Raw genomic sequence first — 26,697 nt, forward strand, 5'->3', positions numbered from 1 at the left:
GGGCAACAGTAACAAATATCGGTAAAAGCTTTTTACTACGTTTTGTTACGATGATACATACGGAACTTTCAGAATACTTTTTTATTCTTTAGGTTAAAGTTTACCCACATCAAAGATAGTGTTCTCAACCGAATACACCGGTGAATATCAATCACCCACATCATGATTAAAAAAATCGGGATAGATGACGCATGTTAGAACGTTTTTTGAAGAGACTTCCTTTTTATAACAAGACCTGGTTTCAATTTATTTTATTTGTAATTAAGCGTTTTGAAGCTGATCGCTGCCGAGAACAAGCTGGCTCTCTCACCTATACAACTCTTTTTGCTGTTGTACCGATGCTAACGGTATTTTTAGTTATTATTTCTTCAATTAAAGCCTTAGAACCTGCCAGACAACAGTTGCAGCACCTAATTTATAGCAACTTTTTACCTAAAAGCACCATTGCTTTTGATAAGGCACTCAATGCTTTTACCGAAAAATCCAGTAATTTAACTGTGATTGGTGTGCTGTTTCTATTTGTCACTACAGTTTTAATGCTGACAACAATTGAAACTGCCTTTAATCGCATATGGAGAGTAAAAGAAACTCGTAGCGGTATTGTAGGCTTTATGCGCTACTGGACCATTATTTCACTTGGTCCCATTATTTTAGGCAGCGCATTTGTTATTTCATCAACTGTTGCATCAATGAACTTATTAAGTAATAACTTCACGGGTTATCAACTTGATGGTGCGTTTCTACTTTGGCTCATTTCTTTTGTTCTTACTGTTTTGGGATTCTTTATTTTATATTGGACCATTCCCAACCGCACAGTTCCCCTATTTTCAGCAGCAATTGCCGCATGTTTGAGTGCTGTATTGTTTGAAATACTAAAAAACTTATTCGGCTTTTTAATGTCTAACTTCACCAGTTATGAAATCATATATGGTGCATTTGCAGCAGTACCTATCTTCCTACTATGGGTTTTCTTATCTTGGAATATTGTATTACTCGGTGTCGAGGTGAGTTTTGCCCTTACCGCTTTTCATTCAGGCAAAGAGCAAAAAAGACATCCTGTACTCATGCTACTCGATATTTTAGAATTATTTTATAAAAAGCAAAAACTTGGTGAAAGTGTAAGTGATAAAGAAGCATTAGGAATTTTAGGTCGTGGCGAAATTGGCCGATGGCCCGCTTATGTCGTTTTACTCGAAGAGCAAAATTTGGTAAAACGCACAGATAAAGATGAATATGTTTTAGTCCGTAACTTATCTCAAGTCGACTTTTGGAGTTTTTTTACCGCATTGCCTTATCCACTTCCGTTACGTCCAGATGTATTAAATGTGCATGATGATGATGAATGGATGGAAAAAATTGGCCCAGCTTTAGTTGAATCCAATGACTATTTGGCAGCCAAACTCTCTATTCCACTTTCAACAATTTTTGAAGAGAAATAGAAAATAAGGTTATTTATTCATATAAAAGTCTTCTATATCCAGACAATAAAAAACCCTATTATCAGTTCAATAATAGGGTTCAAAACTTAGCGATTTAAATCAAATTATGCTTTAACAAAGGTTTCCCAAACAAAATCTTGAGTAGCACCTTTCAAAGTCATTTTTAGCTGATCACCAGCATGCAGTGGCCCCACTCCTGCTGGCGTACCTGTCATAATGACATCGCCTGGTTCAAGTGAAAACACCTGATTAATATCAATCAATAAGTAAGCAATGTTAAACATAAGCAAGGCTGTATTACCATCTTGACGCAATTCATCATTTATATGGAAAGTAAATTTAGTCTCTTCCCAATTAGTAATTTCACTTACATCTACCCAGTCCGCAAGTACGCATGAACCATCAAATGCTTTTGCTCTTTCCCAAGGCTGGCCTTTATCTTTTAACTCATTTTGTAAGTCACGCAATGTCAAATCCAACCCTAAAGTCACTGCACCAATCGCTTGTAGTACTTTTTGCGGATCGGTTTCTCCTTTTAATGGCTTATCAATACGTAAAACAAATTCGCATTCGAAATGACAGCTACCCCAAGCCGGATTCCACGAAATACCTTCATCCAAACCAATCAAACTACTTGGTGGCTTGATAAACAATACTGGTCGTCCCGGCATTGCATTGTTCAGCTCTTTTACATGATCAGCATAACTTCTGCCCACACAAACGATTTTTGAAGGACGTGTTTTCATGAGGCTTCCTTTATTGTTGCGGCTAATAATTCCAATAACTTATTTCTTAAATGTATTTTCAAATACAGTTTGATCTGAAGCTTGAGCAAAGGCACGTTTCGGTACAATAATGACCGTTTTGTTTTTTAACTCAAGCATATAAGTCAGTTTACCCTTAGCAAAAGTCTGCACATCGCCATACTGTACGACTTGTTTACGACCAGCAGCATAGAGTTCAAAATAATCTTGGTATAAATCGATCCCTTGCTCACTCTTACCAAATTGATAACGTACAAACTGACGTTTGAACATCATAGGCAAAAGCCAATAGCGCATTAGACCTTGCATAATCAGGAAAAAAATACCCAAAGCAACATAGTAGCGACCAATGCCTGATAAGCCTAAATAAAAACCCCAAATAACAATTGCAATACTAATAACAGGGGTTAAAAAACGTGTGAATTGTTTCTTTCCGAATGTCACCAAGCCAAATCCATCTTGAGACTCTTCTAAATTTAAATAATAACGTAAAGATAAAGCGCTTTTTTGCTCGGTCATCACTATGTATCAATATTGAATAAATCGAAACTATTAGAGCATATTCATCTACGCTTTAAAATGAATCAAAAGTGATTTTTTATTTTTGCTCACACGATAAAGCTTTCATTCGTACAAGTTGTTTACTCGTTTCATATATAGAACGTAGATTCATATTTATAAGGCTTATTTCATATTTTTAAATTTATAGAATGCTTCTATTGTCTCTTTAGTGGAATCCGTCATGTCTTTCTTTGCAAAACTATTTGGCTTAAATCAAAAAACAACAGCTCAAGAAGATGTGGCTTTAAAAGCCGCTCAAGAGCTAGAATCTTCAAATGAAACTTCTTTTATAGAACTCATTAAAAACCGCCGCTCTATTTATGCAATTGGAAATAACTTAAACCAATCAAATAATGAAATTGAAAAGTTAATTCAAGAAGCAATCAGACATAGTCCTTCTGCTTTTAACTCTCAATCATCTCGTGCTGTTATTTTATTTGGACAATCACATCAAAAATTCTGGGATACAGTTCTAGAAGTTTTAAAAAGTATTATCCCAGCTGAAGCTGTATCGGGAACAGAACAAAAAATTCAAAGTTTTGCCGCTGGTGCAGGTACAGTTTTGTTTTATGAAGATCAGAACGTGGTTAAAGGCTTACAAGAACAGTTTGAAGCTTATGCTGATAATTTTCCAATCTGGTCTGAGCACTCAACAGCAATCGCTCAATTTGCAGTTTGGAACGTATTAGCTGAACAAGGTATTGGTGCTTCATTGCAACACTACAACCCAATTATTGATGAGAAAATTAATACTGCTTTCAATATCCCAGCAGAATGGAAGCTAAGAGCTCAGTTAGTTTTTGGTTCTATTGAAGGTAAAGCAGGTGAAAAAGCCTTTATTGACGATGCAAGCCATTTTAAAACATTCGGCTAATAGATAATCCTTGAATCTAGATATTTTTAAAGCTGGTTATCATGTGCACCAGCTTTTTTATTGAAATCATAAAAAACAGGCACAAAAAAACCGCTATATATAGCGGTTAATTCTTCAAGTGGTGCGCTCAGAGAGATTCGAACTCCCGACCCCTTAGTTCGTAGCCAAGTGCTCTATCCAGCTGAGCTATGAGCGCGTACTTGATGGAGGGCATTATACGCAGTTTTTCTATTTTAGAAAGAACTTTTTCATCTTTTTGTCATCAAGCGTCTAGTTCTTAGCCACAATAAAATATCTTGGTAGTCTAGCTTTTCAAAAAGGGGAATTACTTGTCCATAAAATGTATTTGAAATATTTTTTTTCAATTAAAGTTGCCCCCTTCTTTTATCCAATTTGGACATTTTGACCAAATTGACAGAGTCAAAAGCCTAGTTTTTTAGTCAGGATTATATAAATAATATATTTCTCCTTATGCAAAATTATTTTTATAAATAAAACTATTTAGCACTAATAATTATAAAAATAATAAAAAATAGGGAAAAATACATTCATCTTTAAAGCATATATTATAAAAAAAATTATTATTTTTATGTCTAAATCAGAATGAATATCTAATTGTCAAAATATTATAAGTATCAAATTATTTGAGTAGAAATATGGATTGACACTTTTTGAGATCTACCCAATACTAAATTTCAATTATTGAGAAACATATCTCAATAATTGCCTAACGCAATAAATAAATACTTACTTAAAAATACATAAATATATAGGAAATAGACCATCATGTTCTTACTGAAAACTCTCGTATCTTCAATAACAAAAGTTACTCAGGACTTGAGTAATGTTGTATCAGTGAATCCTGTTGTAAACACAGGTTCTACTGTTAATGTAAACGTTTCCGATATAAATATTGCTACTGGAAATGTTTCAACATCAGGCTTACTTTCTAATGTTGTTTCAACTGTAACCAATACCGTTTCTCAGACAACAGGCTTAGTCTCTGGTGTAGTGGGTACCGTAACAGGTGCTGTTGGTGGTGTAACTGGTGGCGCTACTAGCGGTAATCCAGTTGGTGTAGTAACTGACATTATTGGTGGTGTAACTGGGGCTATCGGCGGTGTGACTGGTGGTGCTGGCGGTAATCCACTTGGTACTGTTACTGACATTATCGGTGGTGTGACAGGCGGTATTATTGGTGGTGGTACATCACCTATTTCCCCAGTTGTTGATGTGGTTCAAGGCGGCATCGATGTTCTTCAAGGTGTGGAAAGCCTAAAAACCAGCATTATTAATACAGGAATTAATACTGTTGCAGACACTGTAGTTGGTGTACTTCCTCAAACTGAGCACCCTGTTACTGATATTGCTCACCTCGGCACTTTAACTTTCGAAACATCTCGCGACACTGTAAATGGTGCGCTTGAGGTTGTATCTGATTTAGTAGGTGGCGATATTCAAGGCGCTACCCAATCTACAACTGGTATTGTCAACACGCTCATTACCAATGGTACAACTGCGACTGGTATTTTAACTGACATTCTTGGCGGTGTGACTGGTGCTATTGGTGGTGTGACTGGTGGCGTAACTGGTGGTAATCCGCTTGGTACTGTTACTGACATTATCGGTGGTGTGACTGGCGGCGTAACTGGTGGTAATCCGCTTGGTACTGTTACTGATATTATCGGTGGTGTGACTGGCGGCGTAACTGGTGGTAATCCGCTTGGTACTGTTACTGACATCATCGGTGGCGTGACAGGTGGTGTTACTGGTGGTAATCCGCTTGGTACTGTTACTGATATTATCGGTGGCGTGACTGGCGGTATTATTGGTGGTGGTACATCACCTATTTCCCCAGTTGTTGATGTGGTTCAAGGCGGCATCGATGTTCTTCAAGGTGTCGAAAGCCTAAAAACCAGCATTATTAATACAGGTATTAATACTGTTGCAGACACTGTAGTTGGTGTACTTCCTCAAACTGAACACCCTGTTACTGATATTGCTCACCTCGGCACTTTAACTTTCGAAACATCTCGCGACACTGTAAATGGTGCGCTTGAGGTTGTATCTGATTTAGTGGGCGGTAATATCCAAGGCGCTACTGATCATGCAACTGGTATCGTCAACACACTCATTACCAATGGCACAACTGCGACTGGTATTTTAACTGACATTCTTGGCGGTGTGACTGGTGCTATTGGTGGTGTGACTGGTGGCGTAACTGGCGGTAATCCGCTTGGCACAGTGACTGACATCATCGGTGGAGTTACTGGCGGCGTAACTGGTGGTAATCCGCTTGGCACAGTGACTGACATCATCGGTGGAGTTACTGGCGGCGTAACTGGTGGTAATCCACTTGGCACAGTGACTGACATCATCGGTGGAGTTACTGGCGGCGTAACTGGTGGTAATCCACTTGGCACAGTGACTGACATCATCGGTGGCGTGACAGGTGGTGTTACTGGCGGTAATCCGCTTGGGACCGTTACTGATATCATCGGTGGTGTAACTGGCGGTATTATTGGTGGTGGCACTTCTCCTATTTCTCCAGTAATTGATGTGGTTCAAGGCGGCATCGATGTTCTTCAAGGTGTCGAAAGCCTAAAAACCAGCATTATTAATACAGGTATTAATACTGTTGCAGACACTGTAGTTGGTGTACTTCCTCAAACTGAACACCCTGTTACTGATATTGCTCACCTCGGCACTTTAACTTTCGAAACATCTCGCGACACTGTAAATGGTGCGCTTGAGGTTGTATCTGATTTAGTGGGCGGTAATATCCAAGGTGCAACTGATCATGCAACTGGTATTGTCAACACGCTCATTACCAATGGCACAACTGCGACTGGTATTTTAACTGACATCCTTGGTGGTGCGACTGGCGCTATTGGTGGTGTGACTGGTGGTGTTGGAGGTGACAGTCCTCTTGGTACTGTTACTGACATTATTGGTGGATTAACTGGTGGTAATCCACTTGGCACAGTGACTGACATCATTGGCGGTGTAACTGGTGGCGCTGCTGGCAGCAACCCTATTGGTGTCGTAACAGATATCGTAGGTAGCTTAACTGGTGGTGTAACTGGTACAGGTGGCACAGACGTTATTTCTAACTTATTAGGTGGAGTAACTGGCGGCAATGTAGGTGGAGTCACTTCTACAGTATCGAGCGTAACAAACACGGTTCATACTCTAGTACCTCAGTCATTACTTACTGACCACTTCTTAGATAATACTTTACATACAGTTTAATAATCTTCAAGAAAGCCACTAATAAAGTGGCTTTCTTCTTAAATATATTTTTAAATATTAATTAATATTAATTCATTTCTTGCCATCTATAATATTTCTTATGTGCTAGCTCTAACATTGCATAATCATTAGGAGTATCACCATAAGCATAAATTGTAGAATACTGGGTTAAATCGTATTTATTTTTTATTCTATTTACTTTTTCTAAATAACCACAATCACCATCAACAAAATTACCAGTTAAAATACCATTATCTATTTCAAGTTGATTACAGATAACGTCCAAATCTAAAGACTGACACCAACTTTCTAAATAAACACCCAATGAAGCGGATACCACAACAACCTGATCTCCTTGCTGTTTATGCCAGTGAATACGTTCTAAAGCATTTTCACGAATACAGGTAGGAATTACCGTTTTAGCAAACTCTTGTCCCACATATTTTAGGGAATCTGCATCGTAGCCTATATATCCCACCTGACAAAGCTTAGTTCGTATGGTTTTATCGGTTACCCATCCAAACTTATAGCCTGCGATATAAGGTGCAAGTCGAATACCACCTAGTATTTGAGTTTTTCTGCTCAAAGAAAATTTAAGGAACAAACTGAAAGTATCGTTACGGGTGATCGTGCCATCAAAATCAAATAAAGCCAGATTCATTTATCGTTATCTCTAATATAATTAAAAAGTTATAAATTTAAATTTTTAAAAAATTACTAAACAGCAGACACAAAAAAACCGCTATAAAAGCGGTTAATTCTTCAAGTTGGTGCGCTCAGAGAGATTCGAACTCCCGACCCCTTAGTTCGTAGCCAAGTGCTCTATCCAGCTGAGCTATGAGCGCGTAACTTGTGTGCCTTTCAGCGATTCGTTCTATTTTACTTGGTGCGCTCAGAGAGATTCGAACTCCCGACCCCTTAGTTCGTAGCCAAGTGCTCTATCCAGCTGAGCTATGAGCGCATTAAGTAAATGGCGGTGAGAGAGGGATTCGAACCCTCGATACCAGTAATAGGTATGCTTCCTTAGCAGGGAAGTGATTTCAGCCACTCATCCACCTCACCGGAACGAGCCGCCATAATACAAACTAAAACCCTATTGTTCAAGTCATCATACTGAAATTTTCTTATTTTTTCGTTCAATGAATTATTTTTTAAGCAATTTCCTTATTATTTTCGTCTTTTTCGATCAAACGCTTGTTAAGATAGATATTATTTCTTCATTAAAATACAGTAGTGCATAACACATTATTGCAAACCTAAACGTGCAGTTCGGGTCTGCATGGCTTATGCTAAACTTATCTGCCAAGCGTGAAATCAAAAGACATGACAAAAAACTGGGCTGATCCCGAAGCGAAAGCTGAAGCTGAACGTTATGACAATCCTATTCCAAGCCGTACTCTAATATTAGATACATTGGAACAATTGCAAACACCGCAATCTCATGCAGAACTTGTTGACCATTTTCATATTCAAGACCAAAAAAGTATCGAAGCTTTAAGCCATCGTTTAAGTGCAATGGTTCGTGATGGTCAAATCATGAAAGATGGGTTCAAGTTTCAGTTAGTGACAGACCAACCTACTTATGAAGCGACCGTCTATATTAATAGTAAAGGTTTAGGCACCGCACATATTGATGGTCAAGATGATCTTTTACTTCCTGAGCGTGAGTTACGTTTAGTCTTTAATGGTGATCGCGTCCGAGTTCGGCAGACCTCGGTAGACCGAAAAGGTAAACCATGGGGGTTCATTACCGAGGTTCTACAACATCGTGTAAAACAGTTAATTGGTAAATTATCGGTACACGAGGGTGAATACTTTATTCAACCTAATAATCCAAATCAGCACCAACCTATTCCATTGGAAAAAGAATTAGTTGCACATGCCAAAGCAAATGTTGGCGATATGCTTCGTGTTGCCATAGATACTTACCCAACCCGTGAAGAGTTTGCAACGGCACATATTATTCAATCTATGGCTGATAAAGCAGATACTGAAATTATTATTCCGCAGACTATTCTTGAGTTTGGATTACCTTACGAATTTCCAGATGAAGTTATAAAAGAAGCTGAAAGTTTTAAAGAACCTTCTGCACAAGACCGTGAAGGACGAGTTGATTTAAGAGATTTAGCGCTCGTCACAATCGATGGTGAAGATGCTCGAGATTTCGATGATGCTGTGTATGCAGAAAAACGTCCAGGTGGTGGTTATCGCGTTGTCGTAGCAATTGCTGATGTGAGCCATTATGTACGTTTAGATTCAGCTCTAAATGAAGAAGCAGAAGAACGTGGTACTTCGGTTTACTTCCCGCACTTTGTATTACCAATGCTACCAGAAGCATTATCAAATGGATTGTGTTCACTTAACCCGCACGTAGACCGTTTATGTATGGTCTGTGATCTAAAACTCTCTCGTACTGGTCGTGTAACGGGTTATGAGTTTTATCCATCTGTGATGCACTCAAAAGCACGTTTGACCTATACACAGGTAGCACAATACTTTGATGGCGCAACAGATGCGATTCCAAAAGATCGTGATATTCACAAATCGCTAAATACGCTTTTCCAGCTTTATCAAATTCTGAAAAATTTACGTGCTGATCGTCATGCAATGGAATTTGAAACCATTGAAACGTACATGACTTTTGATGAGCTAGGCGGAATTAAAGAAATTTTGCCACGTACACGTAATGAAGCACACAAACTGATTGAAGAATGTATGTTGCTTGCTAACGTTGCTGCGGCTGAATATGCATTAGAACATGATATTCCAATGTTATATCGCGTACACGAAGCACCTGAGTTCTCACGTATTCAGAAAGTAAAAGACTTTGTTAAACTTCTTGGCTTACCTTTCCCAGATCAACCCACTCAAGCAGATTATCAAAAAGTTATTGAGGCAACTAAAGACCGCATTGATGCGCCAAGCATTCATGCCGTGTTATTACGCTCAATGATGCAAGCTTACTATGGTGCCAAAAATGCAGGTCACTATGGTTTAGCTTATGAAGCTTATACGCACTTCACATCACCAATTCGTCGCTACCCAGACTTATTGTTACATCGCGCAATTAAAGCTCATTTGAAACAAAAGCCTTATCCGCTCTCTGGTGCAGCTTTAGATGATGCTGGTGAACATTTCTCTCAAACCGAGCGTCGTGCAGATGAAGCATCTCGTAGTGTAACGACTTGGTTGAAGTGTCACTATATGCAACAGCACTTAGGTGATGAGTTCATTGGTATTGTGAGTGCTGTCACTGAATTTGGACTATTCGTTACTCTTAAAGACCTCTATGTTGATGGCATGATTCATATTAGCCAGCTCGGCGACGACTTCTTTATTTATGATCAAGCAAGTCAAAACCTTATTGGACAAAATCGTGGTCAGGTCTTCGGTTTAGGCGATGAAGTTAAAATTCAGGTTGCTGGTGTAAATCTGGAAGAACGTAAGATCGATTTCCAACTTATTCAGCAAGTGACCCATGCTGGACGAGTAGTTCGTAGTCGTGCCCCACGTACAACCAGAACAGCAACACAAGCAACTGAAGAAGTTTTTGGTAAACCATCTACTAGTTCAAATGATGGCGAAAAACCTGTCCGTAAAAAGAAGGAAAAAGGTAAACCAAGTTCATATACTAAAAAGTCTGGTAAAAAAACCACTACGAAAGCAGAGGCCAAGCCAGAAAAAGTAAAGAAAAAAGCGAAACTAAAAAAGAAAAAGTCGAATGCCAAATCTAAGGCTGACTAATTCATAAATGTTTTTATTCTTTGTTATTAAGCTCCCAAACATGGGGGCTTAATATTTTTAGAACGTTTATTTTCAATTTAAGCTTGATTTCCTGCCTAACAATACCTACATCTAATACTATGTTTAAAAAATAATGTGGCTATTAGCAATGACTTTACAGCAAGCGACTCTACCTACTCCCCGCTTTGACCAAATTACATTAGATAATTTAAAACAAGATATTCAACAAGCGATTCAAGCAGGACAAGAGTTCTTAAACACACTTACAGCTGCACCTTCTGACACAGACCAGCAACTTGCTGTACTTGAACAAATTGATACCCTTGAAAATAATCTCAGTGAATCATGGGGTGTTTTATCGCATTTAAATGCAGTGATGAGTAATACTGAAACTAGAGAAGTCTATCAATCACTCTTACCCGCTTTAAGTGAATATTACACTCAGCTTGGCCAACACACGGCGCTGTATCAGACTTATCAACACATTCATGATGGTCAGAGCTATTCAACGCTAAGTCCTGCTCAACAAAGTGCGATCCGTCTCGCATTACGTGACTTCAAACTTTCTGGCGTTGCTTTAGAAGGTGAAGAGAAAAAACGCTACGCAGAAATTTCTGCACGACTTTCACAGCTTTCTTCTGACTTCTCAAACCATGTACTTGATGCGACACAGGCTTACTTTAAACCACTTACAGAAGACCAGCTAAAAGGTCTTCCAGAAAGTAATGTTGAGTTACTAAAGCAGTACGGTAAACAGCGCGAACTTGACCAAGCTGTAGCAACTTTAGATTTCCCAGCTTATTTTGCAGTCATGACCTATGCCGATGACCGTGCATTACGCGAAGAGCTTTATAAAGCTTATGTCACTCGCGCATCAGATCAGTCTGAACAAACAGAGTTTGATAACAGCAAAATTATGGAAGAAATCTTGAGCCTTCGCCAAGAAATGGCAAAACTACTTGGTTTCAATAACTACGCTGAATATTCTCTTGCCAGCAAAATGGCTCCTGATGTCAAAACAGTTCACGACTTTTTAGCCGACTTAGCTGAGCATGCACGTACCCCTGCTCTCCAAGAAGTTGCTGAGCTACAAGCTATTGCCAAACAGGATGGGATTGATGAACTCAAACCTTGGGATACGACTTACTATTCTGAAAAGCTTAAACAGCAACAGTTCAACTTATCTCAAGAAGCATTAAAACCTTACTTCCCTGCTCCGAAAGTCATTCAGGGCTTATTCCAGATTGTTCAGCGCCTATACGGTATTAACATTGTTGAACGTGAAGCTCCGGTTTGGCATCGAGATGCACGCTATTTTGAATTAGAAGACCAAGGCCAAGTGGTTGGCGGGTTCTTCTTTGATTTATATGCACGTACTGGTAAACGTGGCGGTGCATGGATGAGTGGCTTCCGCTCACGTATGCAAACTGTTCATGGTTTACAAAAACCAATTTGCTATATGGTGTGTAACTTCACTCCACCTGTAGGCAATCAGCCAGCCTTACTGACTCATGATGAAGTCATCACCTTGTTCCACGAATTTGGACATGGCTTACACCATATGTTAACTGAAGTAGATAATATCTCGGTTGCAGGTACTCACGGCGTCGCTTGGGATGCAGTCGAGTTACCAAGTCAGTTTATGGAGTTTTGGTCATGGGACAAAGAAAGTCTTGATGTTTTAAGTGAACATATTGAGAGCAAGCAGACCTTACCTCAAGAGTTACTCGATGCATTATTAAATGCTCGTTTCTTCCAGTCTGGCATGCAAACTTTACGTCAACTTGAATTTGCACTGTTTGACTTAACTATTCACACCAAGACTCCTGCGTTGAATAGTGAGCAAATTCAGCAGACTTTAAATGACATTCGCAAACAGTACGCAGTAGTTCCAACTGTCGACTACAACCGCTTCCAACATAGCTTTAGTCATATTTTTGCAGGCGGTTACGCAGCGGGTTACTACTCTTACAAGTGGGCAGAAGTTTTAGCGAGTGATGCATTTGACCGCTTTGAACATGAAGGTATTTTCAACACTCAAACAGGTAAAGAATTCCGTCAAGCAATTTTAGCTGTGGGTGGGAAAGACACTGCTCTTGAAGCATTTGTCAATTTCCGTGGTCGTGAACCAAAAATTGATGCGTTGTTACGTCATCAAGGTTGGACGAACGATAACAAAACCGCTTAAACTATGGGCCTAAATTGATCGTGTGGTTAGGGTGATAAAGATGAAAAAACGTTTCATTGCTGGGGCTAAATGTCCAAAATGTGAAGCCATAGATCGGATTGTCATGCTAACCACCGCTGAAGACGAATGGATTGAATGTATCGAATGCGGTTATAGCGAAAATCGTCCAACTCATATTGATGAGCCAGAAACACCTGCTATACCTGATGAAGTTGGAGTAATACAGTTCAAGCCTCGTCGTTCTGACTAAAGGTCTTAAACATGCCACTACAAAGAAAACAAAACTCAAAACTCTTGTGGATTTTAATTGGGGGCTTAAGCATTCTTGTAGTGCTTTTTTTCGCAGCACAATGGTTTTTCAAAAAAACCGAATCGTCAGCACCAATGGTTGATCCTCAACCTGTCTCGACACCTGCACCTCAAAAAACTACAAAACCATCTGCAAGTTCTGAGCCTGTCGCTCAAACACAAACAGCTAACTCGCAACAACTTGTAAATGAAGATGTGCTCAAACAACCTGTCCCGGCTCAAGAGTCTTTAGCAAAAGAAGAAGTGTCTAAACTCAATGACATTCATCATCAGCTGCAAGATCAGGAAGAGACACTAAAAGCTCAACATGCTGATGCAGATCAACTGATTAAGCTAAAAGAAGAGCAAGTGAAGCTCCTTGAGGCTCAGGTTAAACAACAATAGTATTTGTTTAACTCTAGATATGATGCAAAAAAGCTAGTTCACACTGAGCTAGCTTTTTTATTTATTAAGAATTTATCTGCTCAAAATAACTACGACATAAAAAAACACCCTCTTAAAGAGAGTGTTTTCACTCAGCTTATATTTTTAAATTACTTGTACCAACCAAATAGTTTCAGCACTAATGGAGCATAAGTGACTAATACCAATGATGAGAATAAAACAATAATTGGTAATAACCAACGTTCATATCGGTAGTAGAAACTTGTATATTTCTCTTTCGCTTCTGCATCGGCAGCATTTACCTCATCATCACCAACGGATAACCGCGTGAGTAGATGGTTCAAGGCAACTGGTGGTGTTACATAACCAAACTCGAATGCAACCAATACAATCATCCAGAAGTGAATTGGATGAATACCATTTTCGTAGGCTACAGGGGCAATCGTTGCTGCTACTAAAATTACAGCACCAAATGGATCTGTACACATACCAATAATGGCAAGTAGTAATGCAATAAATGCGAGCGAAATATAAATATTACCTAAGTGAGTCGGCAACATTTCAACAATTTCGGTACGCTCGATTAAACCACCAACACTTGCAGACAACGCCATTAAAATAATAAGCGCACCAATATGTCCAACTGTTTCTGATGTTGCAAAACGTAATGCACCACCAAAACCTAAACGGAACTGTGAACTATGTGGATCGTGTGACTGTAAGAATGGAGATTTTTTCTCATGTTCACGAACAATTGCTTCATGAATATTTAAGGCTGGTGCCTCTTTAGGCATAACCATTTTATCGTACAAGATCATCGCAATGAGCACGAGAGGCAGAATCACTGGTGCAGTAAATTCGTTCATTCCTGTATCTAATGCATATTTATAAAATGCAAGAACAACTACAGTAATCAAGATGTAAGGAATAACCGGTACAAAAGCACGTGCCATACCTGGAAGTGCTACTTTCGGTGAGTTCACGCGGAATTTCTCTTCTGCCAAGAAAAGAGAGACACCCAAGAAAATAAATGCAGTTAACCAGAAGACATAAATACCATGTCCAAATAATTCATCAGATGTAACATGACGGCTGTCCAACATCGCAATTAGAACGACCAAAAGACAAGGACGTACCACTACACCTAGTGAACCAGACATTGCAGATACAGCTAGGGCATATTGACGGCGAGCACCAGCATTCCAAACTTCTTTGTAAATAATCGCACCAGCCGCGATAACGAAAATTCCAGAAGCACCTGTATAGGCAGTTGGTACAGCAGCAGCAATTAAAATTAACCAAGTTAAAGTTTCTGGTGCCAAGTTCCATGGACGAAGTACGTTTAGGAACAAGTCCATAACACGTGTTTGCGTGAGCAACATACCTGCCCAAATAAACAAGGCAAGGTTCAAGAAAATGCCCGAGAACTCTACCAACTGACCAAGGTAAATCCCTTGCCCCATTGGATAGTCCATGAAAAACGTGAATGCTACACCTGTAATCACAGCCATATATGCATACAAAGGCACACATAATAAAGCTAAGCCAATATTGCCACCCTCACGTTTTGCTGGTGGGGAAACAAATAGCTGATAAAGACTAATTAAGGTAAGGACGACAAATAAAATCATCCATAACCAGTAAATAATGATTGTTTCATGAGTTGGAGAAACCCCTGAATTAATCACAGAACGGTACTGGCTAATTACTGAAGAACTAAGCAATGCATTACCAAGCAACATAAAGAAGGCATACACTTTGTAGTCCAGCTTGGTTGCAGGGTTACGTAAACCAATATGGTGGAACTTCAACGATGCAGTAATCGCTGAGATTAAGACCATAAAGACTAGTAAAATTGCGCGGTTCTCTGTACCAAATTTAAATATGCCAAAGAAACCCGTTTCAATCGTACGATATGTACGCACTCCTGGATTTGCTTCAATATATTTAATGGTTTTATCGTAAGCCAGATATTTATCTTCACATTGCTGCTGCGCTGCTTGTAAGGATGCACGGACATCACTTTCTGAGGCAGCACCAAAGAAGCTTGCGAAATCATCAGATGCATTCGCTTTCATTTGCTCTTTTACTTGAGCATCAATATTTGGATGTCGATCACAAGATGGCTTTTCAGGCTCCGCACGCAAAAACGAATATTGCATGCCTATAGCAGGGTCACCATAAAGACGTTCCCCGATACGTAATAATTGTCCGTGGATCATTTCTCCGGTACCAATTATGAGCGTCATTAATAGCAAAATGAGGATCACGAATGTTGAGATCCATTCGTTCCATATATAACCCAGCAGACCTAATCCAGATCTTTTTTCTTGATATTCTTGCATAAATATTCCAATTTTGTTCTCTCAACCCCCTCATAACAAAGGCTTTGAGTCATGCAATTTCCTTGGTCAGGGGTATCGTCCATTCCCCTTCTACCAATCCCTTTATTCAACGATCAAATTTGCATCAAACTTTATCAATAAAGAATGACTAAAATCTCTTTTTTAACAGTTTGTATTGTCAATCTTTCTATTTGAACCTTTGTATAAGCCAATAGCATCCTCCAAAGATTGCACCGCCTATCGCCCCATATAAATGAGCTTCGGTTAAAACAGGGCTCCCTATCAACTGTGCTGTACCTGTTTGTCCAAAGGTGTTTTCCCAAATCAGCTTGGCAATAATTAACCCTAAAACCAGTAATGCAAAATTCCGTTCTTTACGGTATTGCAAATAAACTAAAGCAACAGCCGTATACAGTCCGTGGAGCACTCCAGATAGACCGGCATATGCATCGATATAAGGCAAATAAAAATAGAACACCAAACTGATAAAAGGCGGCAGAAGAAAAAGAAGACTTAAAATGTGCCACACTTTGGTATGCGGGAATATGAAGGGCAAACATGCGAATGCCATCATATTTAAAAGAAAATGAATCCAGCCAACATGTACCCAGTGCGCTGTCCACAAACGCCAAAACTCACCGAGTAAGCTTTCGCGCCAATAAATAAAATAGTCTGGAAATACTTGTAGACATGCAGAAACAGAAATGCACCCTGCGACCAAAAGCACTTTTTTATTGAGTACATGATCTTTCATAGCACACTCCTTTTAAAACCGAACCCCTTACGATTAATCAGAAAATACGTAGCAACCGCAAGGAGTTAGTTTCTTCAGATCTGTTTACTGTGCAGGTGCAGAGGTCGAGTCAGCTGGAACTTCTGATGCAGCCCCACCATCAAATAACTCATCCAGTTCTGCTGAACCTTCATTTTTCTCATCCCAGAAATGAGACATACCATTATCACCCGTACGAACACCTGTATGCTCAGTCCAGTAGCGGTCAGAAATGCCACGGACAATTAAACCCGCCATACTATCGATTAACTTAAAGTTCGGATTGACTGGCTTGTCATCTGCTTGAGATGCTGCATAAGTTTTTAATGCATCACGGATTTTGGCGTCGTCACCACTCGCTTGAGCAGCTACAGCGTAGAGTGCATGAGATAAACGAACACCTTTTTGCTCACCGATTTGCACAGATTGCTTTAACGTCTCATACGGGTCTGGCTTACCTTCGTTAGCCCCTGGTAATAAAGTCCAGATCACAGCACGTGTTGCATTCGGTGCTCCCCAGAACTTTTGGTTATCAAGACAAACCATGCCACGTTCTACAATAGCAGCAATATCTTTCGGAACATTGACAGAACCACCCGAGTTAATGTCATTTGTCACCGCTTGAAGGCCACTAATCATTCCAAGTAGATATACAGTCTGATCGGTATCACTACGCATAGTTGGACAAGAGTCACCTAAATGGTACTTATATTTAGATTCCCAACGATCAGCGAATAATTTATAGCCGGTATATTGTCGCTCTGCAGCAATTGCAGCCCAACGCTTCTGCGCAATACGGGCATCTTGAGCTTCTGTTACTTGTCCTGCTTTTGAAGCGCGCAAATAACGTAACTCCTGTTCTAATGCTTGGTTTTCCGCGCATACACCTGAAGCAGCATACATTAAGACAGCAACACGAGTAGGATCTGCACCCATACCTTTAGTCGACATGATTGCAGGAGTTAAGGCACTACCAGTATTACAAACCATTTCAGCATCTTGCATTGCCAAAATAGGTGGAACGACGTGCTTTTCCGTAAAACCCAAAGCAACATTTGCTCCGCTTTTCACGACGTATGAACAACCTGATAAAACTGAAGCTGCAAGAAAACTCATCGCCAAACCTTGGCTTATTTTTTGGACTTTAGACATCTTCCTGTCCTCGATGTAATTTGTTTTTTCCTTTTCAGATGTACATTAGCAGATGCATATCTTGAATAAAAGAGTAATTACTCTAATTGTAGCGCTTATACTTTGACACACTTCACAGCAGATAAAATTGACAGTTTTTCAGGGAAACAAAAATTTTAGGCAAAAAAAAGTAGCATTGCGACGGTTCAGCACATGCTACTTATTAACTGGGATAAGCTTTTAACGGCTTATATTATTGTTGTTCTATATAATCCTTGAGTAAAGTTCCTGCTCTTCCTACTACTACAGCCATAACAACTGCAATTAACAGAAACATCCACATTGAAATCTCCATGAGAGACCTCCTTACTACATTCGCACCCAGTAAAACTGGACACTTGATGAAATTAATCGATTAACCAATTAAACTATTGACTGACCGACGACCTTTGCATCCTCTGTCTCTTAACTTTGCTATAATTAGCTTTATTAAGATGTTCCCTGAGTAAAGTTCCTGCTCTTCCTATCACCACTGCCAGAATGATGGCAATGACCAAGAACGACCATGTTGGCATCTCCATTTGAGACCTCCGACACACTTTACGTTGGTATTTGTACTTTAACCGATAGAATAATAACCATATTGAGAAATTGTCGGACAATTAGCTTTCTTGCTCTTTTTTCTGTATTTTAACTAGACAATTTAAATTTTCCGAAAAGAAATAAATCTTAATTGTTTGATTTTTAAAATTTTTAAATAAATATACAAATGTAGAATTGTCTAACAATTAATAGAATTTTTCTAAGGTTTTAAGTTGTTTCCACTGCGACAAAGGCATTTGATCAAACCAAATCACAGAAGTTAATGTTTCATGCCCTTCAAAATAGACCACTATGAAAATCTGATAATCAATTATTTTTAAAATTTCTACACGAGAAATTGTTTGCTCTGAATGAAAGCTAAGTGACCATAATTTCTGATCTAAATACGCAATTTGACTAAGCTGTGGCCGCTTGAAAAAGAAAACAAAACTTATGAATAGTAAACTGACCGTAACCAACCACCAGAGTATTGATAGGAGTTGATAAAATAGAACTGCTAAACTTAAACCAATAAAAAACTGAAATATAATCGAGAAACGACTATATTTCAGTTTAAAATTCAATTGGTTGACCAAAACCAATCAGCCATGTACATAATGCTTTAATTTATGGATGAAATCACGTAATTCAGTACGTGGTGGTTCAGATACTTCCATAAACCAGTCAAGTAAATCAGGATCTTCCTGCTCTACTAATTCAGCAAATAATGCTTTTTCTGCTGGATCTGCCTTTAAGTAATAATTTTTCACATACGGGTCAAAATAGACATCAATTTCCTTTAAACCGCGGCGTGCGCGATAAACTACTTTACGTTCTTCCAAGGTCATTTCTTCAGACATTTATTTCCCCATCTGCGTTGATAGTGCGCCTAGTTTACCTGATCACATAAGAAAGTTCGCTAAAAATATCAAATTGACCAAACTTATCACTTCATAGCTATAAATGAGCATTCATCACATTGTTAGACCTAGTGAGCTTCCCGTATTTTAGACTTATAACATCAAGCCCAAACCAAGGAAGAAATACAATGCAATCTGGTGCTATTCGTCCCATTCCAAATATGTTACCTCGCCATCTATTAAATGAAGAACATGAAGCTTTCCGAGAAACTGTACGCAAGTTTTATGAAAAAGAAGTGGTGCCAAATACTGAAAAATATGAGAAACAACAACATGTGGACCGAGATCTTTGGAATAAAGCGGGTGCGTTAGGTTTACTGTGCACAACCATGCCAGAACAATACGGTGGCTCAGGTGTAGACCGTCTATACAGTATGATTCTTATTGAAGAACAAGCCTATGCCATGGACTCAAGTACAGGTTTCTCGCTGCATTCCGATATTGTCGCCAACTATATCAATAACTTTGGAAATGAAGAACAAAAGCAAAAATGGCTCCCTAAGATGGCGACTGGTGAAACAGTGACCGCAATTGCCATGACAGAACCAGGAACGGGTTCAGATTTACAAGCTGTTCGAACAACAGCCGTTCTTGATGGCAATGAATATGTCATTAATGGTTCAAAAATATTTATTACCAATGGCTATTTGTGCGATATGGCCATCGTGGTCTGTAAAACAGGTAACAGCGATAAAGGCTCTGCCAATTTATCACTTATTATTGTGGAAGCTGACCGTGCCGGTTTTACTAAAGGTAAGCCACTCAACAAAATTGGCATGAAAGGTCAAGATACATGTGAACTCTTCTTCGATAACGTTCGTGTTCCTAAAGAAAATCTTTTAGGCATGGAAGGTATGGGCTTTATTATGCTCATGAAAGAATTAGCATGGGAGCGTATGTTGGTTGCAATTATCTGCCAAGCTGGTGCAGAAGCAGCATTTGCACATACTGTTCAATATACAAAAGATCGTAAAGCATTTGGCAAGCCAATTAGTGCTTTCCAGAATACACGCTTCAAACTAGCAGAATTACGTACAGAAATTGATTTCTGTCGTACCTATTTAGATCGTTGTATGGAATTACAACTTGATGAAAAATTAAGTGTCGAAGCTGCCGCTGCCGCAAAATATAAAATTTCTGATATGTTTTCAAAAGTGGTTGATGAATGTCTCCAATTACATGGAGGCTATGGTTACATGCTGGAATATCCAATTGCTCGTGCTTATATTGATCACCGAGCAAACCGTATTTATGCAGGCACCAATGAAATTATGAAAGAGTTAATTTCCAGAACACTTTAATACCATACATAAAAAAGGAGGCCATCTGCCTCCTTTTTTATTTCAAATCTTAAGACACTAGCTTTGGCTTACGTGTATTTACATCTGAATGTTTATGGAAATGAAGAATACCATCATCGAACTTAGCATTTTGTAATGACTTTCTATCTTCAAGATAGTTATTGGTTACTTGCCATGGAGCATGCTTACCTTGCTTTGGAAGCTCATGAGCTGCACGACTAATATAGCCAGAAGATAGTTTACCCATCACAGTATCTTCTTCCATTTCATTTTTATTACCCGCTGGAATAACTTCGTCATAGTTATTCTTGTCCATATAGTTTAATAGACGGGAAATATAATCAGCTGCAATATCAACTTTTAATGTCCAAGAGGCATTCACATAGCCAATAATCATGGCCATATTTGGAATATCACTTAGCATAATGCCATTGTAAAGCATATGTTCTGAGGAGTTGATTGGCTTACCATCAACTTTAGCTTGAACACCACCCATAATTTGAACTTGTAAACCAGTTGCAGATACTATGATATCGGCATCAAGGTGTTTACCAGACTTTAATTGAATACCAGTTTCTGTAAATTTCTCAATCTGATCAGTTTCAACACTCGCCTTACCTTCACGAAGAATCTTAAATAGATCACCATCAGGTACTACACATAAACGCTGATCCCAAGGATTATAAGAAGGCGTAAAGTGTTTCATATCTACTTTACCCTTAAGCTGCATTTCAATTGCTTTTAAGAGTAAACGACGAACTGTTTTAGGATGCTTCTGAGACAATGCGTAAATTGCGCGTTGCATACCAATATTACGAGCACGGGTAAATTTGTAAGCCGCCTCTTCAGACATAAATCTACGAGTCTTTTCATAGATGAAGTCAATAGAAGGAACAGTTGCAATATACGTAGGCGAACGTTGTAACATCGTCACGTGACCTGCACCACCTTTTGACATTGCAGGGACCAGAGTAATTGCAGTAGCTCCACTACCAATAATTACTACTTTCTTACCTGTATAGTCTAAGTTTTCCGGCCAATGTTGCGGATGAATGAGTTGACCTTTGAAAGCTTCTTGATTTGGGAAAGTCGGTGCATAGCCTTGGTCATAATTATAATACCCGGTACAACCTACAACAAAGTTAGCTACCCAAGTCTGCTGTTTTTTATTGCTATCTTCGACAACAACATGCCACTTCTTAGATGAAGAATCATAATTTGCAGAGAGTACACGATGACCAAAGTGAATTTTTTCTTTTAACTTAAACTCATCAATCACTTCACCTAGATACCCTTTAATAGAAGCACCATCAGCCAATACATTTGCTTTACGCCATGGTTTAAAGTTAAAACCAAAAGTGGACATATCAGAATCTGAACGAATACCAGGATAACGGAAAAGATCCCAAGTCCCGCCAAAGGATTCACGACGTTCTAAAATTTCAAACTGACGTTGCGGAGAATTTTTAGATAAATGGGCAGCAACTCCGATTCCTGAAATGCCTGCACCAATGATTAAAATATCAACTTGCTTTTCCATTTTATTTTTATACCCATTGTTGAGAATATGACTTTATTAAAGCACAATTTTGACAATACACAATGTCAAGTTTGACCGTTTATCCGTTTTTTTATGTCACTTGAGGACATTTTTTTATTTTTATAATTTTCAAAAAATAAAAAAGACCGGCATAAAGCCGGCCTTTTCCGAATAATATCAATTATTCAGCTGAAGTGTTAACTTCACGATCTACAAGCTCAACGTAAGCCATCGGTGCTGCATCACCAGCACGGAAGCCCGCTTTAAGAACACGTAGATAACCGCCGTTACGTTCTTTGTAACGAGGGCCGAGTACGGTAAATAATTTACCTACAGTTGCAGCATTACGAGTACGAGCAAATGCTAAACGACGATTTGCTACAGTATCGTTTTTTGCTAGAGTGATTAAAGGCTCAGCAACACGACGTAATTCTTTAGCTTTAGGCACAGTTGTTTTGATCAACTCGTGTTCAAATAAAGAATTAGCCAAGTTTTGGAACATCGCTTTACGATGGCTGCTTGTACGGCCTAATTTCACACCACTATTACGATGACGCATGGTGATAGTCCTACTTAATTAACGGCTACGATAGGCAAAACGGTCGTCCATACGAAGACTAGCTGGTGGCCAGTTTTCAAGACGCATACCGAGTTGTAAGCCTTTCGATGCCAAAACATCTTTGATCTCTGTTAACGATTTTTTACCAAGGTTAGGAGTTTTTAACAACTCAACTTCAGTACGTTGAACGAGATCACCAATGTAGTAAATATTTTCTGCTTTCAAACAGTTAGCAGAACGAACAGTAAGCTCTAGATCATCTACTGGGCGAAGCAAGATTGGGTCAACTTCTTCACGAGGTTCTTGAGCAACTGGAGTTTGGTCTTTCTGAAGATCAACAAAAATTGCAATTTGTTGTTGCAAGATTGTTGCCGCTTTACGGATTGCTTCTTCAGGATCAACCGTTCCATTTGTTTCAAGATCGATTACCAGTTTATCTAAATCGGTACGTTGTTCAACACGCGCGTTTTCAACGGTGTAAGAAACACGTTTAATTGGGCTATAAGAAGCATCTAATTGTAAACGACCTACAGGACGTGTTTCACCTTCAGGGAAACGAGAATCAGAAGTTTCATAACCACGACCTTGAGAAACTTTCAAGCGCATTTTTAATGAACCTGAAGCACTCAAAGTACCGATTAAATGATCTGGGTTAACCACTTCAACATTATGAGGTAAACGAAGGTCAGCAGCAGTAATATCGCCAGGACCTTGTTTTTCTAATGTTAAATAAGCTTCATTTTGATCGAACAGCTTAATAGACAATCCTTTTAGGTTCAGCAAGAGCTCGACGATGTCCTGCTGCAAGCCTTCTAAAGTACTGTACTCGTGCTCGACACCTTCTATCTCTACTTCAACCACAGCAGCGCCAGGTAAAGAAGACAATAGAATGCGACGTAAAGCATTACCAAGAGTGTGGCCAAAACCACGCTCTAAAGGTTCTAGAATCACTTTTGCCGAGGTCCCGCTAACCGCTTCGACCTTGATCGCTTGCGGAGTTAGAAACTCGTTTGCAGTACGCGTCATTATTGCTACCTCAAGGATTATTTAGAATACAATTCTACAATCAAGCTTTCGTTGATTTCAGCAGGTAAATCAGAACGATCTGGTGCAGCTTTAAACGTACCTTCAAGTTTAGAATGATCAACATCAATCCAAGCTGGAATACCACGTTGAGCAGCTAATTCAATCGCGTTTTTGATACGCAATTGTTGTTTAGCACCTTCGTGAACCGCAATTACATCACCCGCTTTAACTTGAATAGATGCGATGTTTACACGACGACCATTCAAAGTAATGCTACGGTGACTTACTAACTGACGAGCTTCTGCACGTGTAGAACCAAAACCCATGCGATAAACAACGTTATCAAGACGGCTTTCAAGCAATTTCAACAAGTTCTCACCAGTTGCGCCTTTAACACGAGCTGCTTCTTTATAGTAGTTACTAAATTGACGCTCTAACACACCGTAAATACGACGGACTTTTTGTTTTTCACGTAATTGTAGTGAATACTCAGATTGCTTACCACCGCGAGCCTGACCATGTTGACCAGGTGCTTTGTTAGCTTTTTTAGTTTTGACGTCAAATGGTTTAACGCCAGATTTAAGTTGCAGGTCTGTCCCTTCGCGGCGAGAGAGTTTGCATTTTGGACCAATATAACGAGCCATGAATGTTTCTCCTTACACGCGACGTTTTTTAGGTGGACGGCAACCGTTGTGAGGAATTGGAGTCACATCGGTAATGCTGTTAATCTTATAACCCACTGCGCCTAATGCACGAACCGCAGACTCACGACCTGGACCAGGACCTTTTACAAGGACGTCTAGGTTTTTCAAACCGTAATCTAAAGCTGCTTTACCAGCAACTTCAGCAGCTACCTGAGCAGCAAACGGAGTTGATTTACGTGAACCACGGAAGCCTTGTCCACCTGAGGTGGCCCAAGCCAATGCATTACCTTGACGATCGGTAATCGTAACAATGGTGTTATTAAAAGACGCGTGAATGTGTGCAACACCTTCAGAGACGGTACGAGTGACCTTCTTGCGTGTGCGAGTATCTTTAGCCATCTTTTAGCTTCCAGAAATCTTACTTTTTAATCGGTTTGCGCGGACCTTTACGGGTACGTGCGTTAGTTTTGGTGCGTTGACCACGGACAGGCAAGCTGCGACGATGACGAAGGCCACGATAGCAACCTAAATCCATTAAACGTTTAATGTTCATGGAAATTTCGCGACGTAAGTCACCTTCGGTAGGAACCTTAGCAACTTCTGCACGAATCGCATCAAGCTGTGCATCGTCCAACTCACGGATCTTAGTAGTCTCAGTAATACCAACTGAAGCTAAGATATTCTTAGCAGTGTGGCGACCGATACCAAAGATATAAGTGAGGGAGATAACAGCATGCTTGTTATCCGGAATGTTTACACCGGCAATACGAGCCATTCACTTTCTCCAAAAAGGCAGTAGAGATAATCAACCGCCCCACAAAAATCTTGAGGGGCGGATATTAACCCAATTCGCCTACTGAAATCAACAGGTCTTGATTAGATTAACCTTGACGCTGCTTATGACGAGGTTCTGCGCTACAAATCACGCGAATAACCCCATTACGACGGATAACTTTACAGCTACCACAAATTTTCTTTACAGAAGCTTGTACTTTCATGATGAAACCTCTAAGTGCGCTTATCCCTTAGGATGAGCAGTCGTTTTTCTCATTAATGTTTGATTGTCATATTGATGAGATGTTAAATGCGCTTGTAGCTGAGCCATGAAGTCCATAACAACAACAACTACGATCAGTAATGAGGTACCACCCAAGTAGAATGGAATACCAAAAGAACTTTGTAGAATCATTGGCATCAAACAAATGACTGTAATATAAATCGCACCAATAAACGTCAAACGATTAAGAATATGATCTAAGTAACGAGCAGTTTGCTCACCTGGGCGAATACCAGGCACATAAGCTCCGCTGCGTTTTAGATTTTCTGATACTTCCTTAGGGCTAAATACTAAAGCCGTATAAAAGTAACAGAAAAAGATAATTAACGCACCAAAGAGCACCAAATACAAAGGCTGTCCAGGCGACAATACCAAAGCTAAATCTTGTAAGCTACGTTTAATTAAACCAGCACTCGGATCTGCACTACCTACCCATTGACCAAGACTTGCTGGGAACAATAGTAAAGAGCTTGCAAAAATCGCAGGAATCACACCAGCCATATTAATTTTTAATGGTAGATGTGTTTGCTGAGCTGTAAATATACGACGCCCTTGTTGCTTCTGCGCATAGTTTACTGGAATACGACGCTGTGCTTTTTCAATAAACACAATCGCAGCCAATACACCAAGAGACAAAAGACCAAAGATAACAAGACCAATTAAACTTGTTTGACCATTATCTACAGATGACACTGATTGCATAATTAACTTAGGCAAACCAGCTACAATACCTGCAAAAATAATCATTGAGATACCATTACCGATACCTCTTTCAGTGATTTGTTCACCTAACCACATTAAGAACATAGTTCCAGCGATAAGTGACGTAACTGCAGGGATATAGAATGCAAGTCCTGTAGACAGAGTAATACCCTGACCAATAAGGCCTGCACACATACCTACTGCCTGAACCACTGCAAGTAGTAATGTACCTTGACGCGTATATTGATTAATTTTTCGCTTACCCTGCTCTCCTTCCTTTTTCAAGGCTTCAAGAGAAGGAATCACCGTTGACATTAACTGCACAATAATTGATGCAGAAATATAAGGCATGATCCCTAAAGCAAGAATCGACATTCGCTCTAAAGCACCGCCAGAAAACATATTGAATAGCCCAAGAATAGTTCCTTGGTTTGCATGAAATAAATTTTCTAACGCAGCATTATTAATGCCTGGTACTGGAATATGCGCTCCTAGTCGAAAGACCAGCAATGCACCGATTAGAAAACTCATCCGGCGAATAATTTCACGGTATTTCACATGAAATGGCTGACCTTTCATCATGTTGACATGACCTGAAGAACT

Annotated in this window: 24 protein-coding genes and 4 tRNA genes; 8 read left to right on the forward strand and 20 right to left on the reverse strand. The window is 39.4% G+C overall.

The genetic code is table 11. From position 1 onward, the window contains the following. Positions 1–191 precede the first annotated feature (191 nt). Positions 192–1,439: a YihY family inner membrane protein gene (locus ACIF8R_RS14950; RefSeq protein ID WP_396481627.1), complete on the forward strand. Its 1,248-nt coding sequence runs from the start codon at positions 192–194 to the stop codon at positions 1,437–1,439. Positions 1,440–1,543: 104 nt separating this feature from the next. On the opposite strand, the gene ACIF8R_RS14955 is transcribed toward ACIF8R_RS14950, so the two are convergent. After that, entirely contained in the window at positions 1,544–2,185 is a 642-nt protein-coding gene (locus tag ACIF8R_RS14955; protein ID WP_396481629.1) for a fumarylacetoacetate hydrolase family protein, read from the reverse strand. Positions 2,186–2,224: 39 nt separating this feature from the next. Beyond that, a complete protein-coding gene (locus tag ACIF8R_RS14960; protein ID WP_396481631.1) occupies positions 2,225–2,722 on the reverse strand; it encodes a hypothetical protein in 498 nt (165 codons plus the stop codon). A 223-nt stretch (positions 2,723–2,945) separates the two neighbouring features. Here ACIF8R_RS14960 and ACIF8R_RS14965 point away from each other — a divergent pair, with 223 nt between their 5' ends. Beyond that, positions 2,946–3,638 (forward strand): nitroreductase family protein, encoded by a 693-nt coding sequence (locus ACIF8R_RS14965; protein ID WP_396481633.1) that lies wholly within the window; start codon positions 2,946–2,948, stop codon positions 3,636–3,638. Positions 3,639–3,757: 119 nt separating this feature from the next. Here ACIF8R_RS14965 and ACIF8R_RS14970 read toward each other — a convergent pair. Then, a tRNA-Arg gene (locus ACIF8R_RS14970) sits at positions 3,758–3,834 on the reverse strand. A 590-nt stretch (positions 3,835–4,424) separates the two neighbouring features. Here ACIF8R_RS14970 and ACIF8R_RS14975 point away from each other — a divergent pair. Beyond that, positions 4,425–6,890, forward strand: coding sequence for a beta strand repeat-containing protein (locus ACIF8R_RS14975; protein ID WP_396481635.1), 2,466 nt, complete (start codon positions 4,425–4,427; stop codon positions 6,888–6,890). A gap of 67 nt (positions 6,891–6,957) precedes the next feature. On the opposite strand, the gene ACIF8R_RS14980 is transcribed toward ACIF8R_RS14975, so the two are convergent. The 4 genes from ACIF8R_RS14980 to ACIF8R_RS14995 form a co-directional block, all read right to left on the reverse strand. Continuing rightward, positions 6,958–7,551 carry an HAD family hydrolase gene (locus ACIF8R_RS14980; protein WP_396481637.1) on the reverse strand — a complete coding sequence of 198 codons (594 nt, stop codon included), beginning with the start codon at positions 7,549–7,551 and terminating at the stop codon, positions 6,958–6,960. Between the two features lie 107 nt (positions 7,552–7,658). After that, a tRNA-Arg gene (locus ACIF8R_RS14985) sits at positions 7,659–7,735 on the reverse strand. A gap of 39 nt (positions 7,736–7,774) precedes the next feature. Further along, positions 7,775–7,851: transfer RNA gene (locus tag ACIF8R_RS14990), tRNA-Arg, on the reverse strand. A 10-nt stretch (positions 7,852–7,861) separates the two neighbouring features. Next, positions 7,862–7,952: transfer RNA gene (locus ACIF8R_RS14995), tRNA-Ser, on the reverse strand. A 261-nt stretch (positions 7,953–8,213) separates the two neighbouring features. On the opposite strand from ACIF8R_RS14995, the gene rnr reads away from it, so the two are divergent. The 4 genes from rnr (at position 8,214) to ACIF8R_RS15015 (ending at position 13,515) form a co-directional block, all read left to right on the forward strand. Beyond that, positions 8,214–10,634: a ribonuclease R gene (gene rnr / locus ACIF8R_RS15000; RefSeq protein ID WP_396481639.1), complete on the forward strand. Its 2,421-nt coding sequence runs from the start codon at positions 8,214–8,216 to the stop codon at positions 10,632–10,634. 133 nt (positions 10,635–10,767) lie between these two features. Beyond that, a complete protein-coding gene (locus tag ACIF8R_RS15005) occupies positions 10,768–12,822 on the forward strand; it encodes a M3 family metallopeptidase (protein ID WP_396481641.1) in 2,055 nt (684 codons plus the stop codon). 40 nt (positions 12,823–12,862) lie between these two features. Next, positions 12,863–13,072, forward strand: a complete 210-nt coding sequence (locus ACIF8R_RS15010; RefSeq protein ID WP_191001078.1) for a YheV family putative zinc ribbon protein — start codon at positions 12,863–12,865, stop codon at positions 13,070–13,072. 11 nt (positions 13,073–13,083) lie between these two features. After that, a complete protein-coding gene (locus ACIF8R_RS15015; RefSeq protein ID WP_191001077.1) occupies positions 13,084–13,515 on the forward strand; it encodes a hypothetical protein in 432 nt (143 codons plus the stop codon). A 149-nt stretch (positions 13,516–13,664) separates the two neighbouring features. On the opposite strand, the gene ACIF8R_RS15020 is transcribed toward ACIF8R_RS15015, so the two are convergent. The 5 genes from ACIF8R_RS15020 to ACIF8R_RS15040 form a co-directional block, all read right to left on the reverse strand. Further along, positions 13,665–15,860 (reverse strand): TRAP transporter large permease subunit, encoded by a 2,196-nt coding sequence (locus ACIF8R_RS15020; protein WP_263614646.1) that lies wholly within the window; start codon positions 15,858–15,860, stop codon positions 13,665–13,667. 187 nt (positions 15,861–16,047) lie between these two features. Beyond that, a complete protein-coding gene (gene rrtA, locus ACIF8R_RS15025; RefSeq protein WP_004711824.1) occupies positions 16,048–16,614 on the reverse strand; it encodes a rhombosortase in 567 nt (188 codons plus the stop codon). A gap of 84 nt (positions 16,615–16,698) precedes the next feature. Further along, positions 16,699–17,784 carry a hypothetical protein gene (locus ACIF8R_RS15030; protein ID WP_209045130.1) on the reverse strand — a complete coding sequence of 362 codons (1,086 nt, stop codon included), beginning with the start codon at positions 17,782–17,784 and terminating at the stop codon, positions 16,699–16,701. A 767-nt stretch (positions 17,785–18,551) separates the two neighbouring features. Next, the gene (locus ACIF8R_RS15035; RefSeq protein WP_396481702.1) at positions 18,552–18,941 is read right to left on the reverse strand and encodes a hypothetical protein; all 390 of its coding nucleotides are present in this window, start codon (positions 18,939–18,941) and stop codon (positions 18,552–18,554) included. Positions 18,942–18,947: 6 nt separating this feature from the next. Then, positions 18,948–19,205, reverse strand: a complete 258-nt coding sequence (locus tag ACIF8R_RS15040; protein ID WP_002049719.1) for a succinate dehydrogenase assembly factor 2 — start codon at positions 19,203–19,205, stop codon at positions 18,948–18,950. Positions 19,206–19,393: 188 nt separating this feature from the next. Between ACIF8R_RS15040 and ACIF8R_RS15045 the strand changes: the two genes are divergently transcribed. Next, positions 19,394–20,566 (forward strand): acyl-CoA dehydrogenase family protein, encoded by a 1,173-nt coding sequence (locus ACIF8R_RS15045; RefSeq protein WP_311069731.1) that lies wholly within the window; start codon positions 19,394–19,396, stop codon positions 20,564–20,566. A 49-nt stretch (positions 20,567–20,615) separates the two neighbouring features. Here the strand turns inward: ACIF8R_RS15045 and ACIF8R_RS15050 are convergent, their stop codons facing one another. The 8 genes from ACIF8R_RS15050 to secY form a co-directional block, all read right to left on the reverse strand. Next, positions 20,616–22,106: an NAD(P)/FAD-dependent oxidoreductase gene (locus tag ACIF8R_RS15050; protein ID WP_343568741.1), complete on the reverse strand. Its 1,491-nt coding sequence runs from the start codon at positions 22,104–22,106 to the stop codon at positions 20,616–20,618. A 181-nt stretch (positions 22,107–22,287) separates the two neighbouring features. Beyond that, positions 22,288–22,665 (reverse strand): 50S ribosomal protein L17, encoded by a 378-nt coding sequence (rplQ, locus tag ACIF8R_RS15055; RefSeq protein WP_002049717.1) that lies wholly within the window; start codon positions 22,663–22,665, stop codon positions 22,288–22,290. 18 nt (positions 22,666–22,683) lie between these two features. Beyond that, on the reverse strand, positions 22,684–23,691 hold the full coding sequence (locus tag ACIF8R_RS15060; protein ID WP_004705386.1) for a DNA-directed RNA polymerase subunit alpha: 1,008 nt from the start codon (positions 23,689–23,691) through the stop codon (positions 22,684–22,686). A 17-nt stretch (positions 23,692–23,708) separates the two neighbouring features. After that, complete coding sequence (gene rpsD / locus ACIF8R_RS15065) at positions 23,709–24,335, reverse strand: 30S ribosomal protein S4 (RefSeq protein ID WP_002049716.1); 627 nt, start codon at positions 24,333–24,335, stop codon at positions 23,709–23,711. Positions 24,336–24,347: 12 nt separating this feature from the next. Continuing rightward, positions 24,348–24,734, reverse strand: coding sequence for a 30S ribosomal protein S11 (gene rpsK, locus ACIF8R_RS15070; RefSeq protein WP_001040166.1), 387 nt, complete (start codon positions 24,732–24,734; stop codon positions 24,348–24,350). Positions 24,735–24,753: 19 nt separating this feature from the next. Then, positions 24,754–25,110 (reverse strand): 30S ribosomal protein S13, encoded by a 357-nt coding sequence (rpsM, locus tag ACIF8R_RS15075; RefSeq protein ID WP_263614651.1) that lies wholly within the window; start codon positions 25,108–25,110, stop codon positions 24,754–24,756. Between the two features lie 106 nt (positions 25,111–25,216). Next, positions 25,217–25,333: a 50S ribosomal protein L36 gene (gene rpmJ, locus ACIF8R_RS15080; RefSeq protein WP_000867907.1), complete on the reverse strand. Its 117-nt coding sequence runs from the start codon at positions 25,331–25,333 to the stop codon at positions 25,217–25,219. A gap of 20 nt (positions 25,334–25,353) precedes the next feature. Next, the gene (secY, locus tag ACIF8R_RS15085) at positions 25,354–26,673 is read right to left on the reverse strand and encodes a preprotein translocase subunit SecY (RefSeq protein ID WP_191001672.1); all 1,320 of its coding nucleotides are present in this window, start codon (positions 26,671–26,673) and stop codon (positions 25,354–25,356) included. Between the last annotated feature and the right edge of the window lie 24 nt (positions 26,674–26,697).

It is taken from the genome of Acinetobacter sp. ABJ_C4_1 (genome assembly GCF_044538495.1).
In the GTDB taxonomy this organism is placed as follows: Bacteria; Pseudomonadota; Gammaproteobacteria; order Pseudomonadales; family Moraxellaceae; genus Acinetobacter; species Acinetobacter nosocomialis_A.

Bases quoted from the DNA above. Each gene is read 5' to 3' on its own strand.
- ACIF8R_RS14950 (WP_396481627.1), top strand. From the start codon at position 192: ATGTTAGAACGTTTTTTGAAGAGACTTCCTTTTTATAACAAGACCTGG.
- ACIF8R_RS14955 (WP_396481629.1), bottom strand. From the start codon at position 2,185: ATGAAAACACGTCCTTCAAAAATCGTTTGTGTGGGCAGAAGTTATGCT.
- ACIF8R_RS14960 (WP_396481631.1), bottom strand. From the start codon at position 2,722: ATGACCGAGCAAAAAAGCGCTTTATCTTTACGTTATTATTTAAATTTA.
- ACIF8R_RS14965 (WP_396481633.1), top strand. From the start codon at position 2,946: ATGTCTTTCTTTGCAAAACTATTTGGCTTAAATCAAAAAACAACAGCT.
- ACIF8R_RS14975 (WP_396481635.1), top strand. From the start codon at position 4,425: ATGTTCTTACTGAAAACTCTCGTATCTTCAATAACAAAAGTTACTCAG.
- ACIF8R_RS14980 (WP_396481637.1), bottom strand. From the start codon at position 7,551: ATGAATCTGGCTTTATTTGATTTTGATGGCACGATCACCCGTAACGAT.
- rnr (WP_396481639.1), top strand. From the start codon at position 8,214: ATGACAAAAAACTGGGCTGATCCCGAAGCGAAAGCTGAAGCTGAACGT.
- ACIF8R_RS15005 (WP_396481641.1), top strand. From the start codon at position 10,768: ATGTGGCTATTAGCAATGACTTTACAGCAAGCGACTCTACCTACTCCC.
- ACIF8R_RS15010 (WP_191001078.1), top strand. From the start codon at position 12,863: ATGAAAAAACGTTTCATTGCTGGGGCTAAATGTCCAAAATGTGAAGCC.
- ACIF8R_RS15015 (WP_191001077.1), top strand. From the start codon at position 13,084: ATGCCACTACAAAGAAAACAAAACTCAAAACTCTTGTGGATTTTAATT.
- ACIF8R_RS15020 (WP_263614646.1), bottom strand. From the start codon at position 15,860: ATGCAAGAATATCAAGAAAAAAGATCTGGATTAGGTCTGCTGGGTTAT.
- rrtA (WP_004711824.1), bottom strand. From the start codon at position 16,614: ATGAAAGATCATGTACTCAATAAAAAAGTGCTTTTGGTCGCAGGGTGC.
- ACIF8R_RS15030 (WP_209045130.1), bottom strand. From the start codon at position 17,784: ATGTCTAAAGTCCAAAAAATAAGCCAAGGTTTGGCGATGAGTTTTCTT.
- ACIF8R_RS15040 (WP_002049719.1), bottom strand. From the start codon at position 19,205: ATGTCTGAAGAAATGACCTTGGAAGAACGTAAAGTAGTTTATCGCGCA.
- ACIF8R_RS15045 (WP_311069731.1), top strand. From the start codon at position 19,394: ATGCAATCTGGTGCTATTCGTCCCATTCCAAATATGTTACCTCGCCAT.
- ACIF8R_RS15050 (WP_343568741.1), bottom strand. From the start codon at position 22,106: ATGGAAAAGCAAGTTGATATTTTAATCATTGGTGCAGGCATTTCAGGA.
- rplQ (WP_002049717.1), bottom strand. From the start codon at position 22,665: ATGCGTCATCGTAATAGTGGTGTGAAATTAGGCCGTACAAGCAGCCAT.
- ACIF8R_RS15060 (WP_004705386.1), bottom strand. From the start codon at position 23,691: ATGACGCGTACTGCAAACGAGTTTCTAACTCCGCAAGCGATCAAGGTC.
- rpsD (WP_002049716.1), bottom strand. From the start codon at position 24,335: ATGGCTCGTTATATTGGTCCAAAATGCAAACTCTCTCGCCGCGAAGGG.
- rpsK (WP_001040166.1), bottom strand. From the start codon at position 24,734: ATGGCTAAAGATACTCGCACACGCAAGAAGGTCACTCGTACCGTCTCT.
- rpsM (WP_263614651.1), bottom strand. From the start codon at position 25,110: ATGGCTCGTATTGCCGGTGTAAACATTCCGGATAACAAGCATGCTGTT.
- rpmJ (WP_000867907.1), bottom strand. From the start codon at position 25,333: ATGAAAGTACAAGCTTCTGTAAAGAAAATTTGTGGTAGCTGTAAAGTT.
- secY (WP_191001672.1), bottom strand. From the start codon at position 26,673: ATGAAAGGTCAGCCATTTCATGTGAAATACCGTGAAATTATTCGCCGG.